Annotated in this window: 17 protein-coding genes; 6 read left to right on the forward strand and 11 right to left on the reverse strand. The window is 73.7% G+C overall.

The window, feature by feature from the left end:
* Positions 1–128 precede the first annotated feature (128 nt).
* Complete coding sequence (locus FKN01_RS18995; protein WP_143622158.1) at positions 129–1,139, forward strand: helix-turn-helix transcriptional regulator; 1,011 nt, start codon at positions 129–131, stop codon at positions 1,137–1,139.
* Positions 1,140–1,196: 57 nt separating this feature from the next.
* On the opposite strand, the gene FKN01_RS19000 is transcribed toward FKN01_RS18995, so the two are convergent.
* From FKN01_RS19000 to FKN01_RS19020, 5 genes are all read right to left on the reverse strand, one after another.
* Positions 1,197–1,820 carry a nucleotidyltransferase domain-containing protein gene (locus FKN01_RS19000; RefSeq protein ID WP_143622160.1) on the reverse strand — a complete coding sequence of 208 codons (624 nt, stop codon included), beginning with the start codon at positions 1,818–1,820 and terminating at the stop codon, positions 1,197–1,199.
* Between the two features lie 5 nt (positions 1,821–1,825).
* Positions 1,826–2,755 (reverse strand): SDR family oxidoreductase, encoded by a 930-nt coding sequence (locus tag FKN01_RS19005; protein ID WP_143622162.1) that lies wholly within the window; start codon positions 2,753–2,755, stop codon positions 1,826–1,828.
* The gene (locus tag FKN01_RS19010) at positions 2,752–3,108 is read right to left on the reverse strand and encodes a DUF952 domain-containing protein (RefSeq protein WP_143622164.1); all 357 of its coding nucleotides are present in this window, start codon (positions 3,106–3,108) and stop codon (positions 2,752–2,754) included. The genes FKN01_RS19005 and FKN01_RS19010 overlap by 4 nt, the downstream gene beginning before the upstream one ends.
* Positions 3,109–3,189: 81 nt before the next feature.
* Positions 3,190–4,176 (reverse strand): NAD-dependent epimerase/dehydratase family protein, encoded by a 987-nt coding sequence (locus tag FKN01_RS19015; protein ID WP_143622301.1) that lies wholly within the window; start codon positions 4,174–4,176, stop codon positions 3,190–3,192.
* Positions 4,177–4,290: 114 nt separating this feature from the next.
* Positions 4,291–5,235 carry a LysR family transcriptional regulator gene (locus FKN01_RS19020; protein WP_143622166.1) on the reverse strand — a complete coding sequence of 315 codons (945 nt, stop codon included), beginning with the start codon at positions 5,233–5,235 and terminating at the stop codon, positions 4,291–4,293.
* Positions 5,236–5,513: 278 nt separating this feature from the next.
* Between FKN01_RS19020 and snpA the strand changes: the two genes are divergently transcribed.
* Entirely contained in the window at positions 5,514–6,149 is a 636-nt protein-coding gene (gene snpA / locus FKN01_RS19025) for a snapalysin (protein WP_143622303.1), read from the forward strand.
* 72 nt (positions 6,150–6,221) lie between these two features.
* Here snpA and FKN01_RS19030 read toward each other — a convergent pair whose 3' ends face one another.
* The 5 genes from FKN01_RS19030 to FKN01_RS19050 form a co-directional block, all read right to left on the reverse strand.
* Positions 6,222–6,584 (reverse strand): GntR family transcriptional regulator, encoded by a 363-nt coding sequence (locus FKN01_RS19030; RefSeq protein ID WP_143622168.1) that lies wholly within the window; start codon positions 6,582–6,584, stop codon positions 6,222–6,224.
* 2 nt (positions 6,585–6,586) lie between these two features.
* A complete protein-coding gene (locus tag FKN01_RS19035) occupies positions 6,587–7,570 on the reverse strand; it encodes a DUF1648 domain-containing protein (protein ID WP_143622170.1) in 984 nt (327 codons plus the stop codon).
* A 149-nt stretch (positions 7,571–7,719) separates the two neighbouring features.
* A complete protein-coding gene (locus FKN01_RS19040; protein ID WP_143622172.1) occupies positions 7,720–8,400 on the reverse strand; it encodes a DUF6304 family protein in 681 nt (226 codons plus the stop codon).
* 96 nt (positions 8,401–8,496) lie between these two features.
* Positions 8,497–9,540, reverse strand: a complete 1,044-nt coding sequence (locus FKN01_RS19045; RefSeq protein ID WP_143622174.1) for a family 2 encapsulin nanocompartment cargo protein polyprenyl transferase — start codon at positions 9,538–9,540, stop codon at positions 8,497–8,499.
* Positions 9,541–9,670: 130 nt separating this feature from the next.
* A complete protein-coding gene (locus FKN01_RS19050; protein ID WP_143622176.1) occupies positions 9,671–11,077 on the reverse strand; it encodes a family 2B encapsulin nanocompartment shell protein in 1,407 nt (468 codons plus the stop codon).
* Between the two features lie 179 nt (positions 11,078–11,256).
* Between FKN01_RS19050 and FKN01_RS19055 the strand changes: the two genes are divergently transcribed.
* The 4 genes from FKN01_RS19055 (at position 11,257) to FKN01_RS19070 (ending at position 14,673) form a co-directional block, all read left to right on the forward strand.
* Positions 11,257–11,706: an Rrf2 family transcriptional regulator gene (locus tag FKN01_RS19055; RefSeq protein ID WP_143622178.1), complete on the forward strand. Its 450-nt coding sequence runs from the start codon at positions 11,257–11,259 to the stop codon at positions 11,704–11,706.
* A gap of 88 nt (positions 11,707–11,794) precedes the next feature.
* Positions 11,795–12,988 (forward strand): globin domain-containing protein, encoded by a 1,194-nt coding sequence (locus FKN01_RS19060; RefSeq protein ID WP_143622305.1) that lies wholly within the window; start codon positions 11,795–11,797, stop codon positions 12,986–12,988.
* Positions 12,989–13,127: 139 nt separating this feature from the next.
* The gene (locus tag FKN01_RS19065) at positions 13,128–13,721 is read left to right on the forward strand and encodes an N-acetylmuramoyl-L-alanine amidase (RefSeq protein WP_143622180.1); all 594 of its coding nucleotides are present in this window, start codon (positions 13,128–13,130) and stop codon (positions 13,719–13,721) included.
* A 34-nt stretch (positions 13,722–13,755) separates the two neighbouring features.
* Positions 13,756–14,673 (forward strand): 1-aminocyclopropane-1-carboxylate deaminase/D-cysteine desulfhydrase, encoded by a 918-nt coding sequence (locus FKN01_RS19070; protein ID WP_143622182.1) that lies wholly within the window; start codon positions 13,756–13,758, stop codon positions 14,671–14,673.
* Here the strand turns inward: FKN01_RS19070 and FKN01_RS19075 are convergent.
* Positions 14,655–16,250 carry a Na+/H+ antiporter gene (locus FKN01_RS19075; RefSeq protein ID WP_143622185.1) on the reverse strand — a complete coding sequence of 532 codons (1,596 nt, stop codon included), beginning with the start codon at positions 16,248–16,250 and terminating at the stop codon, positions 14,655–14,657. The two genes, FKN01_RS19070 and FKN01_RS19075, sit on opposite strands and share 19 nt — an antisense overlap.
* Positions 16,251–16,261 lie beyond the last annotated feature (11 nt).

Consider the following 16,261-nt stretch of genomic DNA (forward strand, 5'->3'; position numbering starts at 1 on the left):
GAATGCGTGAACGGTTATCGGATGCCGACATGGAAGTCCCGCAGCGGGGATGTGAACAATGCGTTCCACCTGCAGACTTCTGTACGTGCACACTTGTGTGGCCTACACGAACCGGCGAAGATCACCTGGTGAAGTGGGCTGATCTGGACGAACAGTGGCAGGCCCTCGGGCTCGGTACGGACGAACTCCGGGTGTACGAGGCACTGCTGAACACCTCCGGTGACGGCACCCGGGCAGCTCTCGCCCGGAGCGTGGGCCTTTCGCCCCGGCAGCTCCGCAACGCGCTGGACCGCCTCGGCGAGCGCGGCTTCACCCGCCCCGCCCGGGGCACCGGACTGCCTGTCCCGGACGCCCCGGCGACCGCGCTGCGCAACCTCATCCATCTGCACCAGGCGGAGCTGCTGCGGCGCGAGGCGGAGTTGGAGGAGCTGACCGGCTCCGTGGACCGGATCGCCGCGCAGCTCATGTCCGCCTCGCACACCCCGCGCACCCTCGGGATCGAGACGCTGCGGGGGCGCAGGGCGATCGCCGAGCGGGTCACCTCGCTGGTGGTGTCGGCGACCGAGGAGGTGGCCCTCCTGGACCGCCCCCCGTACGCCGCGAGCGAGCCGGACGGCATGCCCGAGCCGATCAACATGGCCGAGCCGGTCCGGCGCGGGGTGCGGGTGCGGGCCGTGGTCGACCGGGAGGGGCTGAGATTCCAGGGGCGGGCGCGCGGGCTGAACGAGCTGTCCGCTCAGGGGGTGCAGATCAGGCTCGGGATGGACCTGCCGACCAAGCTGATCACCGTCGACCGCCGGATGACACTGCTGCCGCCGACCGACGCGGCCGACCCCACCGCCACCGCCCTGGTGGTCAGCGACGCACTGCTGAGCAATGCGCTGGTGCCGCTGTTCGAGGCAGTGTGGGAGCGGGCCGTACCGATCGGCTCGGTGGACAACGCCCAGGTCACGGACGAGGACCGGGAGCTGCTGACGATGCTCTCCTCCGGCCTGAAGGACGAGGCGATAGCCCGCCGCCTGGAGGTGCACGTCCACACGGTCCGCCGGCGCATCAGCCGCCTGATGCAGGAGCTGAAGGCGGAGACCCGCTTCCAGGCCGGCGTACAGGCGGCGATGCGTGGCTGGCTGACGCTGTGAGACGAAGCCGGGGGCGTACGCGGGCTGAGGGGGCGGGGCGCCCGAAGCGCCCCGCCCTCAGTGCGCCAACAGCCCCCGCAGCCGGACCGCCCAGGGGTGGTCCGCGCCCTCGGCGAGCGTAATGGTCTCGGCCAGCCAGGCGCGCGCGTGGTCGTCCAGGACCGGCAGCGCCGCCTCGAAGTCCCGCTCGTCCTTGGGCCTTCGGGACCTGGACTTGTAGAGGAGCTGGATCTCCGGCGCGAGGTAGGGCACGCCGCCCGGCGAGACCCGGCCCAGCCGCCCCGGCGAGAGGCGGACCCGGGCGTCCCGGCGGTAGACCCAGTCGTCGCCGTCCGTGTCGTCCAGCATGAACTGGAGCCGCCACGGCTCGTCCGCCCCCGGCCGGCACCAGATGTCGTGGACACCGGCGGGCAGGGTCTCACCCGTGCGCCAGGGCCGCAGTGTGCCGGGCGGATCGGCGGCCCACCACTCCCAGCCGGACAGGACCCGCCGCGCCTCCGCCTGGTCGCGGCGCAGCAGCAGCACGTCGATGTCGCCGTGGGCCCGGTACGCGCGCCCCACCGCCAGTTCGACCGCGTAGCCTCCGGCGATCCACCAGGGGGCGCGCAGCGGGGCGAGCAGGCGGACGGCCTCGGCGAGCGGCGGCGGGTCCCAGGGGCCCCACGGGGTCTCGGTGCGCATGCCCGTCAGCCCTGCCGCAGCAGGTGGCGGTAGCTGTCGGGGTGGTCGCGCAGATAGGTGGCGAGATCCGTGGCGGGGCGGCCGGTCAGTGTCGGGACGGCGTCCGAGACGGCGGCCATCTCGCCGGCCGCGATGGCCTCGTACGAGGTGACCCAGCCGGCCACCTCCCAGTCCGGGGCACCGTAGCCGGCCCGTGAGGCGTATGCCTCCTCGCGGGTCTCCGGGACATAGGTGACGGCCCGTCCGGTGGCCCGGCTCAGCTCCTCAGCCGCCTCGGCGAGCGTGAAGGCCACGGGGCCGGTCAGGTCGTAGGTGCGGCCGTCGTGCGAGGGGCCGGTCGCGTCGGTGTCCGCGAGGAGCACGGCGGTGGCGGCGTCGGCGATGTCCTCGTGGGCGACGGCGGCGACCCGGCCGTCCCCGGCGGGGCCGCGCAGCACTCCGTCGGCGCCCGTCATGGCGGGGAGCCCGGCGAGATACCAGCTGTCGCGCAGGAAGGTGTACCGGACGTCGGCGGTCCGGATGTGCGCCTCGGTGTGCCAGTGGTCCCGAGCGAAGGTGAACGTGGCGTCGGGGGCGGCGCCCAGGAAGGAGACGTAGACGATGCGTTCGACGCCGGCCGCGACCGCCGCGTCCACCGCCGTCGTGTGCTCGCGGACCCGGTCGGGACTCTCGTGCGCCGAGACGAGGAACAGGGTGTGCGCCCCGGCCAGGGCGCGCCGCATGGCCTCGCCGTCGCCGTAGGCGGCGGGTGGTGCGAGGTCGGCGCCGGGGAGGGCGGGCAGCCGGGACGGGTCGCGGCCGAGCAGCCGGACGGGGACGCCGGCCCGGGCCAGCCGGGTCGCGACCCGGCCGCCGAGCGCGCCGCTCGCCCCGGTGACGGCGGTGGGCGGACCGCTGGTGACGGCACCGGGGGCGGTGCCGGGGGCGGGGCTCATGCGGGGGTGCCCTCCTCGGACGGCCAGGGGCGCACCTCGACGACCGCGTCGACGGGAAGCGGTCCGTAGATGTGCGGGAACTCCTCGCCGCCGGGGGAGGCCGCCTCGTACCGGACGGGTGCGGTGAGCCGGCCGGGGTCGATGACGAGCACCACGAGCTCCTGGTCGGCGGCTCCGGCCCGGCTCCCCGCGCCGTACAGCATCTCGGCCACTCCGGGGAGCTGGTGGGGCAGCGAGCAGTGGATGAAGCCCTCTTCGTGCAGGGTGCGGCCGCGGGTGGACATCTCGTACGTCCCGATCCCGCGCGCCGCCTCCCAGAGCGGTCCTTCGGTGAGGTGCAGCAGTTCGGCCATGGGGCGAGGCTAACCCCGTGACGGGCGATGAGTCCGGCCCTGTGGACAACCCCTCGCCGCGTCGGCGTGGCGCCCGGGTCCTCAGCCGGCCAGCAGCTTCGCCTCCGTCTCCGGGGAGAGGCCCACGGCGGGGCGGTCGGGGCGCTGGGGCACCTCGCCGCCGATCCCCCGCAGCCATGCCCAGGTGTCCGCGACCGTCTCCTCGACCGGGCGGCAGCGCAGCCCCGCCGCGAGGGCGAGCCCGACGTCGCCCTGGTGGAGGGTGTCGTACACCTCCCCCGGCGGCAGCCACACCGGCAGTTCGGTCCACGGCTCGACGCCCGCCGCGAGGATCTTCTCCGCCGGGGTCCAGCGCAGTTCGGCGTCCGAACCGGTGGCGCGCACACAGGCGTCGAGCAGTCCGCCCATGGTGGTGTGCCCCGGCCGGCTGACCAGGTTGTACGGGCCGTGCAGCCCGCGCTCCGCCGCGTCGAGCACCCATGCGGCGAGGTCGCGCGCGTCGATGTACTGGAGGTCCGTGTCCGGGGGGCCGGGGGCCAGGACCGGGCCGCCGCGGGCGATCCGGTTCAGCCACCAGGGCAGCCGGCCGATGTTCTCCCAGGGGCCGAGGATCAGGCCCGCCCGGGCGAGGAGGGCGCGGTCGCCGAAGGCGTCCTGGGCGGCGAGTTCGCCGCCGCGCTTGGCCAGGGCGTACGACTGGTCGTCACCGGCGTCCGGCGAGGCGCCCGTCACCACGGGGCCGTCCTCCGCGAGGCCGGCCGGGGCCGGGTAGTCGTAGACGGAACGGCTCGATATGTATGTGTATCGGCCGGCGCGAGTGGAGAGCAGCCGGGCCGCGTCGCGCACGGCGAGGGGCGCGCCGCTCCAGGTGTCGACCACCAGGTCCCAGGCGGGGCCGTCGGCGTCGGCGAGGGCGGCCGGGCCGCCGTCGGCGGTGCGGTCACCGATGATCTCAGCGACCCCCGGCGGGGGCGCGTGGTGGCCCCGGTGGAAGACCGTGACCTGCCAGTCGCGCGCGAGGGCCGCCTCGGTCACGGCCCGGCCGACGAACTGCGTACCGCCCAGCATCAGAAGCCTCATACCTCCGACTCTGCCCTGTCGCGGCCCGGTCCGGAACGGCCCACGCTCTCGGCTGAATCGCCCGGAATCGGGAACTCCCCCGGTCCGGGCCCGCCCCGGGCCTCAGGAGCGGGCGAGCGGGCTGCGATGGCGCAGCAGCCACTGGTGGTATCCGGCCACCCGCCGCGCCGCGTCCCGGTAGGCGGCCTCCAGTTCCGCGTAGACGGCGGTCATGTCCGCGCCGGGCCGGGAGACCAGGATCAGCCGGACCGCGAGCGGGTCGTCGCGCAGCGGGCGGATCGCCATGTCGTCGCGGGGGCCCGAGGTCGGCTGGCAGGGGGCCACCGCTTCGCCGAGGACGACGAGGGAGGCGGCGGTCAGGTAGTCGCCGTGCAGGATCACCGGGGCCAGCCCGGCTTCGCTGAACATCCGGCGCAGGCCGTCCCATTCACCGTCCACCGTGGGGTCGACCATCCACCGGTCGGCGGCCAGGTCCGCCAGGTCGACCACGGGCAGCGCGGCGGCCGGGTGGTCGCGGGCCATGGAGACGAACTGCGGTTCGCGGTCCACGAGGACCCGCTGCTCCAGCCCGTCCGGAACGGCGAGCGGGCAGCCCTCCACCTCGTGCACGAAGGCCACGTCGAGCCGTCCGGCGTCGACCGCGCGCAGCAGGGCGCGGGCGGAGACGTCGACCCGTAGCGAGATGTCGGTCCCGGGCAGCCTCTGCCGCAGGCGGCGCAGCCAGCCGCCGATGACCCGGCTGGCGGTGCAGCCGATGCGCAGCCGGGGCCCTTCGGCGGCGGCGGCCTCCGCCAGCGCGTCGCTGACCAGGGCGCTCATGCCGTCGACCAGGGGGCGGGCGCGGCTGAGGACGGCGCGGCCGAGGAGGGTGGGGCGGCAGCCGGTGCGTTCGCGGCTGAAGAGTTCGGCGCCGAGCGCGTTCTCGATCCGGCGCAGCTGGGTGGTGAGCGCGGGCTGGCTCACGCCCAGGGTGCGGGCCGCCCGGTGCAGGCTGCCGGTGTCGGCGATGGCGCACAGCGCCCTGAGGTGTCTCACCTCAAGCTCCATGGTGCCGAGGTTAGGGCGAGCGGGCGAGCCGCACCATGGGCCGTAACCCGGGCAAACGCGGGTGATTCAGCGGGCGTTGAGCGTGCGGACGGCGGGTGTGCACAGGACGTCCACACGCTGGTGATAGGGCCGCGTTATCACCGGCTGACATCATCCGCGCGGGCCCCGCTTCCCCGACACTCTCTCCGTACCGCCCCCGTCCGAGTCCGATCATCGGACGGGTTCCTCTGACAGGTAACTGGTAGGAGACCCCCCACATGAGACACCCCAGGACCGTCATGTCGGCCGTGCTCGGACTCGGCCTCACCGTCGCCGCGCTGGGCGCGGGACCGGCGATCGCCGCTCCGGAGGCGGCCGCCACGGCCGCGCACGTGGCGTACTCGGCCAAGTCCGCCTCGCACGAGGACGCCGCCGCCAACAAGGCGTTCTTCGAAGCGGTCGCGAAGTCGGTGGCCGAGAAGCGGGCGGCCAACCCCGGCGTCCAGGCCGTCACCATCGTCTACAGCGCCGCCAACGCCCCGAGCTTCCGCACCCAGATAGCCAACAGCGCCTCGATCTGGAACAGCTCGGTCTCCAACGTCCGGCTCCAGGAGGGCTCGAACCCCGACTTCGCGTACTACGAGGGGAACGACTCCCGCGGCTCGTACGCCAGCACCGACGGCCACGGCAACGGCTACATCTTCCTGGACTACACGCAGAACCGGCAGTACAACTCGACCCGGGTCACCGCCCACGAGACCGGGCACGTCCTCGGTCTGCCGGACCACTACTCGGGGCCGTGCAGCGAGCTGATGTCGGGCGGCGGCCCCGGCACGTCCTGCACCAACCCGTATCCGAACGCCAGTGAGCGCAGCCAGGTGAACTACCTGTGGCAGTACGGCTTCGCGGCCACGCTGACCAAGGCCGGTTCCTGACCGTCCCCGCTCGCTCCGACGGGCCGCCTCGCAGGACGGGGCGGCCCGTCGCCGTGCCGGGTGCGGCGGCCGTCAGCCGGTGCCGCCGTATTCGGTACGGACCAGGGTCAGCAGTTCGTCCACCGTGAGGCCCAGGCCCTTTGCCTCGGCGACGGTCTCGCGGACCCGTTCGAGGAGGCGGGCGCGGTGCGGGGACGCGCCGTCCGCGATGGCCGCGCCCCGGCCCCGGCGCAGCTCGATCAGGCCTTCCTCGCGCAGCCGCTGGTAGCCCCGCAGCACCGTGTGCACGTTGACGCCGAGCGACTCGGCCAGGACCCGGGCCGCGGGCAGCCGTTCGCCCGGGCCCGCCGCGCCGTCGGCCACGGCGCGCCGCACGCAGGCGGCGATCTGGTCGCCGAGCGGCACGGTGGAGGTGGGGTCGACCCGGAAGAGCATGGTCAGTGGTCCGTTCGGCGCTGGTCGATCAGGGTGTTGAGGAGCGCGGCCCCGGTCGCCGAGTCGTCCACGGTCACCGCGAAGTCGCGGCCGTTCGTCAGCCGGGCCACGATGCCCTCCCCGGACCGGATCATGACACCGCTGCGCCCGGGCCGGACGCGGTACCCCCAGCCGCCGTACTCGGCGAACGGGCTGATGTCACGGCTGGCCGCGGCCTCTATCCGCTCCAGCGGGACGCGGACGCGCGGCCAGGGCAGCAGCCCGGAGACGGTGATCCCGCGCCGGTCCACGGTGACGTACGGGCGGGCGAAGCTCGCGATGAGCAGCCCGAGGACGAGGGGCAGCACGGCGAAGGGCCAACTGGCCGTGAACAGCATGGCGACACCGGTCCCGATGACCAGGAGCGCGGTGAGCGGCAGCCACCAGGACCCGGCGCCCCGGCCCCACCCGGCGACCTCCCCGGCGCCCAGCGCGATGCGCGCGCCGCCCGCCTCGGGCCCGTCGTCGGCGACCGGTTCGGGGACGGGCGTCAGCATCGCCGCGAGGTATCCGAGCCCGAAGGCGACGACGCCCGCCCCGAAGGCCGCGGCCATGTGCCACATGGGGAAGTGGATGCCCTGCCCCCGGCCCTGCGCGTCCTCGACCGCGTCCACGTTGATGAGGAGGACGGCCCCCATGAGGTAGCCGATGAAGGCGGCGAAGGCGTACCCGAAGGCGACCAGCGTGCGATGTGCCGTGCCCGCGAACTTCCCGAACCCGGCCATCAGCGTCCACAGGAGACCGGTGCCGAGCAGTACGAGCGTGGTGACGACCAGGTACGAGGTCTGGCCGGCGTAGTCGTCCACCCGGCCGTTGCCCACGAAGTGGCTGGCCAGCTGCGCGGGCAGCCGGTCGCGGCGGGTGGCGAAGAGCAGCAGGTCGACGGCGAGCGCGAGCAGGAACGGCAGGGCGGTGAGCACCACACGGCCGATGGTCTTCCGGTTCATCAAAACCTCCCTTGTTCGCATGTTAGTAGAACAATGGAGGTGACGGCAACGGAGGCGACGGCAAGGAAGGTGACGGCAATGGAGGTGTCGGCCGTGAAGCAGGCGCACAGGTAGGGCGGCGGGGCGGGCCGGCGGCCCTGCCCGGACGGTCAGGCGGTTTCGAGCGGGAACGCTCCCCGGTGGCCCGTACCGGCGCCCTCGGCCGGCCGGGGTTCGAACTCCCGGCAGCTCCAGACCTCCTGGACGAAGCCGGTCCGCCGCTCCCACAGCCCGAGCACGTCCTGCTCCCCGGCCGTGCCCCGGTATTCCTCCTTGGCGCCCCGGAAACAGGCGAGCCCACCGGAGAGACCGCGGCCGGGCGCCCGGTCCGGGGCCGGGAAGTAGTCGGAGAACGCGCAGGCTATGCAGGTCCGCAGGCGGACTCCGGGCGGCAGCTCCCGCTGGATCGTCGCCAGCGCGGACCCGAAGTCGCTCTCGGCCCGCTGCGAACCGAAGGCGGCCCCGCCGAACCGGAGTTCCAGGTAGAGATACGGGTCGGGCCTGCGGAGGGACAGCAGGCAGCTGAGGGTCGCCTGCCGCTCCGCCCCCTCCGCCATGACGGGGAACGGCAGGTCCCACTCCAGGACGCAGTCACCCAGGGCGCCGTCCGTCAGCGCGAAAAGCTCCCGCTCCGCCGGTCCGGCCGCCACCGGGCGCAGGCCGTCGAAGCTGCCGCCCTCGAAGTCCACGCCCCGCACGCGGAGGCGGAGTTGCTGCCCGTCGGTGGTGAGGATGACGGCGTCCGATCCCTGCCGGTCCCGGTACCACCCTGCCCACGACTCATCTGTCATGAGCAGGGACTGTAGCCCCTGCCTCCGACGCCTCCCCTGCCGCCCTCCGGTTGGCCGGGGCCGCCCCTCGGCACCTCCTTACGGCCGGTGGCTCCGTCAGTGCTGCCGGCGCGTCACGAACTCGGCCAGGGCCAGCAGATCGCCCGCCGCCGAGAGGTCCGGGACCGCCCTGGACAGATGGTGCACGGCCCGCGCCATGCGGTCCGCCGCGCAGCTCTGCGCCCAGTCCCGGCCGCCCGCCCGGTCCACCGCGTCGGCGGCCCGGCTCACCTCGGCGCGGGTGCTCATCGCGCCCCGGTACAGCTCGGCGAGCTCCGCCGCGGCCGGCCCGCCCGCGGTGAGCGCCGCCACCACGGGCAACGACTTCTTGTGGGCGCTGAGATCCGCGCCGACCGGCTTTCCGGTCTGGGCCGGGTCGCCCCAGATGCCGATCAGGTCGTCGATCAGCTGGAAGGCGAGGCCCGCCTCCCGGCCGAAGCCGTCCATGGCCCGGACGGCCCGCTCGTCGGCGCCCGCGTAGAGCGCGCCCAGGGCGCAGGCACAGCCGAGCAGCGCGCCGGTCTTCGCCGTCGCCATGGTCAGGCACTCGTCCAGCGACACCTGGTCCGGGTCCCGCTCCTCGAAGGCGCAGTCGGCCTGCTGGCCCGCGCAGAGCTCGATGACGCAGGTCGAGAGCCGGGCCGACGCGGCGGGCGACATCGCCCTGCCGTCCTCGGCGAGCAGCCGCTGGGCGAGGGCCAGCATCGCGTCGCCGGCGATGACGGCGTCCGGCACACCGAACACCGTCCAGGCGGTGGCCCGGTGGCGGCGGGTGTGGTCCTCGTCGATGACGTCGTCGTGGAGCAGGGTGAAGTTGTGGACGAGCTCGACGGCGACGGCGGCCCGGACGGCCTGTTCGGGATCGCCGCCCAGTGCGCGGGTGGCCGCCAGGACGAGCGCCGGTCTGATCGCCTTGCCCGCGCCGCCCGCCGCCGGGCTGCCGTCGGCGTGCTGCCAGCCGAAGTGGTACATCGCGACCCGCCGGATCGAGCCGGGCAGGGAGGCGACCGCCGCCCGCAGGTGCGGGTCCACGAGGGTCCGGGTGTACTCAAGGAGCGCCGCGGCCTCGTTGCCCTCGGTCGCGGCGTCTGTTCGGGTCATGGTCAATCGGTCACCCCTGTCGTTGCCGCCCCGGCCCCGGCCGCTGTCGCGGCCGGGGCCGGGGGCGTGGGTGGTTGCTGGGAGCGCGGGCGGGCGGGGCCCGGGCCGTGAAAGGCCCGGGCCCGGTGGCTCACCGCCAGCGGCTGACCTCGACGTTCTCCAGGACACCGAGGGCGTCCGGGACGAGGACCGCCGCGGAGTAGTAGGCCGTCACGAGGTAGGAGATGATCGCCTGCTCGTCGATGCCCATGAAGCGGACCGAGAGGCTGGGCTCGATCTCGTCCGGGATGCCCGTCTGCTGGAGGCCGATGACGCCCTGCTCGGACTCGCCGGTCCTCATGCAGATGATCGACGTGGTGCGGGCGTCGCTGACCGGGATCTTGTTGCACGGGAAGATCGGGACGCCGCGCCAGGCCGGCACGTGGTGTCCGCCGACGTCCACGCTCTCCGGGACGAGGCCGCGCTTGTTGCATTCGCGACCGAAGGCGGCGATGGCGCGCGGGTGGGCGAGGAAGAGCTTGGAGCCGCGCCGGCGCGAGAGCAGTTCGTCCATGTCGTCGGGGCTCGGCACCCCGTCGTGCGGCTGGAGCCGCTGGCCGTAGTCGCAGTTGTTGAGCAGGCCGAACTCCCGGTTGTTGATGAGCTCGTGCTCCTGGCGCTCGCGCAGCGCCTCGACCGTGAGCCGCAACTGCTGCTCGGTCTGGTTCATCGGCTGGTTGTAGAGGTCCGCTACGCGGCTGTGGACCTTCAGGACGGTCTGCGCGACGCTCAGTTCGTACTCGCGCGGGGCCGCGTCGTAGTCCACGTACGTGTGCGGGACGACGGCCTCGCCGACGTGGCCCGCGGAGAGGTCGATCGCCGCCTCGCCGTACTTGTTGGTGCGCTGCTGCGGGACGGCCAGCAGCCCGGCGAGATGGCTGCGCAGCGAATCGGCCCGTTCCGCGAGGTTGAGCACGTCCGCCCGCCGCAGCGTGAGCACCGTGCACGCGGTGACGGCGCGGGCCGTGTACTCCCAGACGGCGTCGCCCTCGACGAGGGAGTGGTCCCCGAAGTAGGCCCCGTCGGCGTGGACCCCGAGGACCGCCTCGTCACCGTAGGGGCCGGTGCCGACCTTCTCGACCTTGCCGTGCGCCAGCAGGTAGACCCGGTCCGCCGCCTCGCCCGCCGTGGCCAGGAGCTGCCCGGCGGGGATCTCGCGCTGCTCGCACCTCCGGGCCAGCTCGGCGAGCACCTCCTCGTCCCCGAAGTCCCTCAGCGCCGGCAGCTCACCGAGCTCGGCGGGGATGACCGCGACCCGGTCCCCGGTCTGCACGAACGTGACGCGGCCGTCCCCGACCGAGTAGCTCAGCCGGCGGTTCACCCGGTACGTGCCGCCCTGCACCTGGACCCACGGCAGCATCTTCAGCAGCCACCGTGAGGTGATCTCCTGCATCTGCGGAGCGGACTTGGTGGTCGTCGCGAGGTTCCGCGCGGCCGCCGTGCCGAGACTCTGCTGCGGCGGCGCCTGCACGTTCTGAACCTCTTCGCCAACGGACATTTGTCGTCCTCTCGATCTATCGGCTGACCTGCGGGAAGAACACTTCCAGCACGAGGACCGGCCACGCCATTACACAAAAGAGTGTGACTAATCGGGCTTTGGGCGGGGCACAACGCTGCGCGATGCCCCCCGCCGGCTTTAATTTGCATCCGGAATACCACTTACCTAGGGTGGCCGCCATGCGGCTGACCAAGTTCACCGACGTCGCGCTGCGCGTCCTCATGCGCCTCGCCGTCGTGAAGCACGAGGACCCGCCGACCACCCGCGAGGTGGCGGCGGTCATGCAGGTGCCGTACTCGCACGCCGCGAAGGTCGTGGCCCGCCTCCAGCACCTCGGCCTGGTCGAGGCGCGACGGGGCAGGGGCGGCGGGCTCGCCCTGACCGACGCGGGCAGGTCGGCCTCGGTCGGCGCCCTCGTCCGCGAGCTGGAGGAGCCCGGCGACGTGGTCGACTGCGAGGGCTCCACCCCGTGTCCGCTGCGCGCGGCCTGCCGGCTGCGCGGCGCCCTGCGCGAGGCACAGGAGGCCTTCTACGCGTCCCTGGACCCGCTCACCATCACGGAGCTGACCGCCACGCCCACCGGCCCCCTGCTGATCGGCCTCGGCGCCGGGCCGCCGCCCCGGGACTGACCCCCGTCGCACCGGGCCGCCGGCCCGGTGCCTACACTGCCGTTAAATGCGCATCCCAGATGCCAATTCAACATCCGAGGAGTCACCGATGCTCTCCGAGTCGTCCACCGCCACCGTCCGCGCCACCCTGCCCGCCGTCGGCGCGGCCATCGGGGACATCGCCGATCTCTTCTACCGCAAGCTGTTCGACGCCCACCCGGAGCTCCTGCGCGACCTGTTCAACCGGGGCAACCAGGCCTCCGGCGCCCAGCGCCGGGCGCTCGCCGGCTCCATCGCCGCCTTCGCGACCCAGCTGGTCGAGCAGCCCGACACCCGCCCCGACGTGATGCTCAGCCGGATCGCGCACAAGCACGCCTCGCTCGGGGTCACCCCGGCCCAGTACCAGGTCGTCCACACCCACCTCTTCGCCGCGATCGCCGAGGTCCTGGGCGAGGCGGTGACCCCCGAGGTCGCCGCCGCCTGGGACGAGGTCTACTGGCTGATGGCCAACGCCCTGATCGCGATCGAGGAGCGGCTGTACGCGGAGCAGGGCGTCGTCGCCGGCGACGTCTGGCGCGAGTGGGAGGTCGTCTCGCGCACCGAGGAGACCGACGACGTCGCCCGGTTCCGCATCCGCCCCGCCGACGGCTCGCCGGCCCCCGCCTTCCGCCCGGGCCAGTACGTCTCCGTCCAGGTCGAACTCCCGGACGGCGCCCGTCAGATACGCCAGTACAGCCTGACCGGCGCCGCCGGACCGGCGCTCCGCTCCATCACGGTCAAGCGGGTGCACGGCAACGACGCCCCGGACGGCGAGGTCTCCCGCCACCTGCACGCGCGGGTCCGCGCCGGTGACCGGCTCCGGGTCTCCGCCCCGTACGGCGACCTCGTACTGAAGTCCGACGAGGCCCCGCTGCTGCTCGCGTCCGCGGGCATCGGCTGCACCCCGATCCTGGCGATGCTGGAACACCTCGCGGAGTCGGAGCACCGCGCCCCGGTCACCGTCGTGCACGGCGACCGCTCCCCCGCCGACCACGCGCTGCGCACCGACCACACCGCGCTCACGGCCAAGCTGCACGACGCCGCCGCCCACTTCTGGTACGAGAACCCGGCGGACGGTCACCCCGCCGACCGCACCGGGCTCGTGGACCTGAGCGGCCTCACCGTCCTCCCGGGCACGCACGCCTACCTCTGCGGCCCGCTGCCCTTCATGCGGTCGGTCCGCACCCAGCTGCTCGCCAAGGGCGTCCCGGCCTCCGACATCCACTACGAGGTGTTCGGCCCCGACCTGTGGCTCGCCTCCTGAGCCTCCCGAGCCTCCTGGAGCCAGGACATGTCCGGATCGGCTCGCACACGATCCGAACAGGGCCCCGCCGTCGCCCCGCGACCGGTCGGGGCCCTTCCGGCCGGGTAGACCGCTCCCATACGCACAGAAGGAGCCGGCCATGTCCTCACCCATGTCCGCGAGCGCTTTTCTCGCCGCCCTCAAGAAGGAAGGGCTCACCGTCGTCGAGGTCGGCGACTGGCGCAGCCACAACCGCGACCGGAAGGGCCCCTGGGGCCCCGTCCACGGGGTGATGATCCATCACTCCGCCACCGAGGGGACCGACGCCACCGTGAACGTGTGCCGCGACGGCCACCCCGACCTGCCGGGGCCGCTGTGCCACGGCGTCATCGCCAAGGACGGCCGGGTCCACCTGGTCGGCTACGGCAGGACCAACCACGCGGGGATGGGCGACGGCGACGTCCTGCGCGCGGTCGTCGCGGAGAAGAAGCGCCTTCCCCGCGACAACGAGACCGACACCGACGGAAACCGGCACTTCTACGGCTTCGAGTGCGAGAACCTCGGCGACGGCCGGGACCCCTGGCCCGACGCCCAGCTCGAAGCCGTCGAGAAGGTATCGGCGGCCATCTGCCGCCACCACGGCTGGACCGCCCGCTCGGTCATCGGCCACCGCGAGTGGCAGCCCGGCAAGGTGGACCCGAAGGGCTTCTCGATGAACGACATGCGCGACCGCGTCCACGACCGCCTCAAATGACCCCCGGGCGGCACCCGCCGCCACAATGGACGGCATGCACGTCCCGTCCCCCGAGTCCCGGCTGCGCCCGCTGCTGCCTTCGCCCGTGCAGCCGGCCGAGGACGAGCGCTTCGCCCGGCACGGCGTGACGCTGCTGCTCAAGCGCGACGACCTCATCCACCCGGATCTGCCGGGCAACAAATGGCGCAAACTCGCGCCCAATCTGGCCGCCGCCGGCGGGCGCCCCGTGCTCACCTTCGGCGGCGCCTACTCCAACCACCTGCGGGCCACGGCCGCCGCCGGCCGGCTCCTCGGATTCCGCACCGTCGGCGTCGTACGCGGTGACGAGCTGGCCCACCGCCCCCTGAACCGCTCGCTCGCCCGGTGCGCCGCCGACGGCATGCGGCTGCACTTCGTGGACCGGGCCACGTACCGCGCCAAGACCGACCCGGCGGTCCTGACCGGGCTGCTGGAGGCGTACGGGGACTGCGAGGTCGTCCCGGAGGGCGGCAGCAACGCCCTCGCCGCCCGGGGCTGTGCCGCGCTCGGGCGCGAACTGCGGGGCGTGGCCGACGTGGCGGCGGTGGCCTGCGGCACCGGCGGCACCCTGGCCGGGCTCGCCGCCGGACTCGCGCCGGGGCAGCGCGCGCTCGGCGTCCCGGTGCTGCGCGGCGGCTTCCTGGGCGAGGCGGTGCGGGAGCTCCAGCGGGCGGCGTTCGGCGGTCCGGCGGGCGGCTGGTGGCTGGACGAGCGGTTCCACTTCGGCGGCTACGCCCGTACGACACCCGAGCTGCACGCCTTCGCACAGGATTTCGAGGACCGGCACGGGCTGCCCGTGGAGCGACTGTATGTGGCCAAATTGCTGTACGCGCTCACCGTGCTGGCCGAGGAGGGCGCCTTCCCCGCCGGGACCACGGTCGCGGCGGTGATCACCGGCCGCCCGGACGAAGATCCTCAGCCCTCCTCGCGGTAGGCCGCCGCCTCCTCCAGGTCCAGGCGGCGCAGCAGGGTCCGCATCATCTCGTCGTCGATCCGGCGCTCGTCCCGCAGCCGTACGAAGACCTCCCGCTCGGCCTCGATCATCTCGCCGGCCAGCCGCCGGTAGGTGTCGTCCGCCGACTCGCCGGTGACCGGGTTGGCCGCGCCCAGGCGTTCCCACACGGCGTTGCGGCGGCGCTCCAGGACGGTCCGCAGCCGGTCCGCCAGCGGCTGGGGCAGCCGGTTGCGCTCGTCGGCGAGCAGCTCGTCCAGGCGGGCCTCGGCGGCGGTGGACGCCTCGTTCTGGGCCTGCGCCTCGGCCAGGGTGTCGGCCTGCCGGTCCCGGCCCGGGAGCTTCAGCACGCGCACCAGGAGCGGCAGCGTGAGCCCCTGGACCACCAGCGTGCCGATGACGGTGGTGAACGTCAGGAACAGCACCAGGTTGCGGGCCGGGAAGTCCGCGCCGTCGGCGGTGACGAGGGGGACGGAGAAGGCGATGGCGAGCGAGACGACGCCGCGCATCCCGGCCCAGCCGACGATCAGCGGCGAGGTCCAGTCCGTGCCGGTCTCCCGCTCCCTGATCCGCCGTGACAGCCACCGGGGGAGGTAGGTCGCCGGGTAGACCCAGACGAAGCGGACCACCACCACGGCCAGGAAGACCAGCACCGCGTACCCGAAGGCGTCCGCCACGGAGTAGGTGCCCAGTCCCTTGAGCACGAACGGCAGCTGAAGGCCGATCAGCGCGAAGACGGCCGACTCCAGGACGAAGGCGACCATCTTCCAGACGGCGGCCTCCTGGAGCCGGGTGGCGAAGTCGACCTGCCAGGACCGGTGGCCCAGGTACAGCGCGACGACGACCACGGCGAGCACCCCCGAGGCGTGCACGCGCTCGGCCGCCGCGTACGCCACGAACGGGATGAGGAGCGAGAGGGTGTTCTGGAGCAGCGGCTCCTTCAGGTGGGTGCGCAGCCAGTGCAGCGGGACCATGAGCAGCAGGCCGACCCCGACGCCCCCGACCGAGGCCAGCAGGAATTCGCGCGCCCCCGCGCCCCAGCTGACGCCCTCCCCCACGGCGGCGGCCAGCGCCACCTTGAACGCGGTGATCGCGGTGGCGTCGTTCACCAGTGACTCGCCCTGCAGGATCGTCGTGACACGCGCGGGCAGCCCCACCCGTCGCGCGATCGCGGCGGCGGTGACGGCGTCCGGCGGGGCGATCACGGCGCCGAGCACCAGCGCGGCGGTCAGCGGCAGATCGGGCACCAGCAGATAGGCCAGCCACCCGACCGCGACCGTCGCGAACAGGACGTAGCCGACCGACAGCAGCGCCACGGGCCGCAGGTTGGCCCGCAGGTCCAGGTAGGAGCTGTCCACGGCGGCCGTGTAGAGCAGGGGCGGCAGCAGCAGGGGGAGCACGATGTGCGCGTCCAGGGCGTACGACGGCACCCCCGGCACGTACGAGGCGACCAGGCCGACGGCGACCAGGAGAAGGGGGGCCGGCACCGGCGTGCGGCGTGCGAGGCCCGCGGTCGCGGCGCTGCCCGCGACCAGCGCCACCAGGGGCAATGCGTCCATCTCATGATCCT

This window comes from Streptomyces sp. 130, from assembly GCF_007096885.1.
In the GTDB taxonomy this organism is placed as follows: domain Bacteria; phylum Actinomycetota; class Actinomycetes; order Streptomycetales; family Streptomycetaceae; genus Streptomyces.

Coding starts and splice junctions, on each gene's coding strand:
- FKN01_RS19020 (WP_143622166.1), bottom strand. CDS start 5,235: ATGGAGCTTGAGGTGAGACACCTCAGGGCGCTGTGCGCCATCGCCGAC.
- FKN01_RS19045 (WP_143622174.1), bottom strand. CDS start 9,540: ATGACCCGAACAGACGCCGCGACCGAGGGCAACGAGGCCGCGGCGCTC.
- FKN01_RS19005 (WP_143622162.1), bottom strand. CDS start 2,755: ATGAGCCCCGCCCCCGGCACCGCCCCCGGTGCCGTCACCAGCGGTCCG.
- FKN01_RS19060 (WP_143622305.1), top strand. CDS start 11,795: ATGCTCTCCGAGTCGTCCACCGCCACCGTCCGCGCCACCCTGCCCGCC.
- FKN01_RS19055 (WP_143622178.1), top strand. CDS start 11,257: ATGCGGCTGACCAAGTTCACCGACGTCGCGCTGCGCGTCCTCATGCGC.
- FKN01_RS19065 (WP_143622180.1), top strand. CDS start 13,128: ATGTCCTCACCCATGTCCGCGAGCGCTTTTCTCGCCGCCCTCAAGAAG.
- FKN01_RS19000 (WP_143622160.1), bottom strand. CDS start 1,820: ATGCGCACCGAGACCCCGTGGGGCCCCTGGGACCCGCCGCCGCTCGCC.
- FKN01_RS19040 (WP_143622172.1), bottom strand. CDS start 8,400: ATGACAGATGAGTCGTGGGCAGGGTGGTACCGGGACCGGCAGGGATCG.
- FKN01_RS19010 (WP_143622164.1), bottom strand. CDS start 3,108: ATGGCCGAACTGCTGCACCTCACCGAAGGACCGCTCTGGGAGGCGGCG.
- FKN01_RS19035 (WP_143622170.1), bottom strand. CDS start 7,570: ATGAACCGGAAGACCATCGGCCGTGTGGTGCTCACCGCCCTGCCGTTC.
- snpA (WP_143622303.1), top strand. CDS start 5,514: ATGTCGGCCGTGCTCGGACTCGGCCTCACCGTCGCCGCGCTGGGCGCG.
- FKN01_RS19050 (WP_143622176.1), bottom strand. CDS start 11,077: ATGTCCGTTGGCGAAGAGGTTCAGAACGTGCAGGCGCCGCCGCAGCAG.
- FKN01_RS19015 (WP_143622301.1), bottom strand. CDS start 4,176: ATGCTGGGCGGTACGCAGTTCGTCGGCCGGGCCGTGACCGAGGCGGCC.
- FKN01_RS19070 (WP_143622182.1), top strand. CDS start 13,756: ATGCACGTCCCGTCCCCCGAGTCCCGGCTGCGCCCGCTGCTGCCTTCG.
- FKN01_RS19030 (WP_143622168.1), bottom strand. CDS start 6,584: ATGCTCTTCCGGGTCGACCCCACCTCCACCGTGCCGCTCGGCGACCAG.
- FKN01_RS19075 (WP_143622185.1), bottom strand. CDS start 16,250: ATGGACGCATTGCCCCTGGTGGCGCTGGTCGCGGGCAGCGCCGCGACC.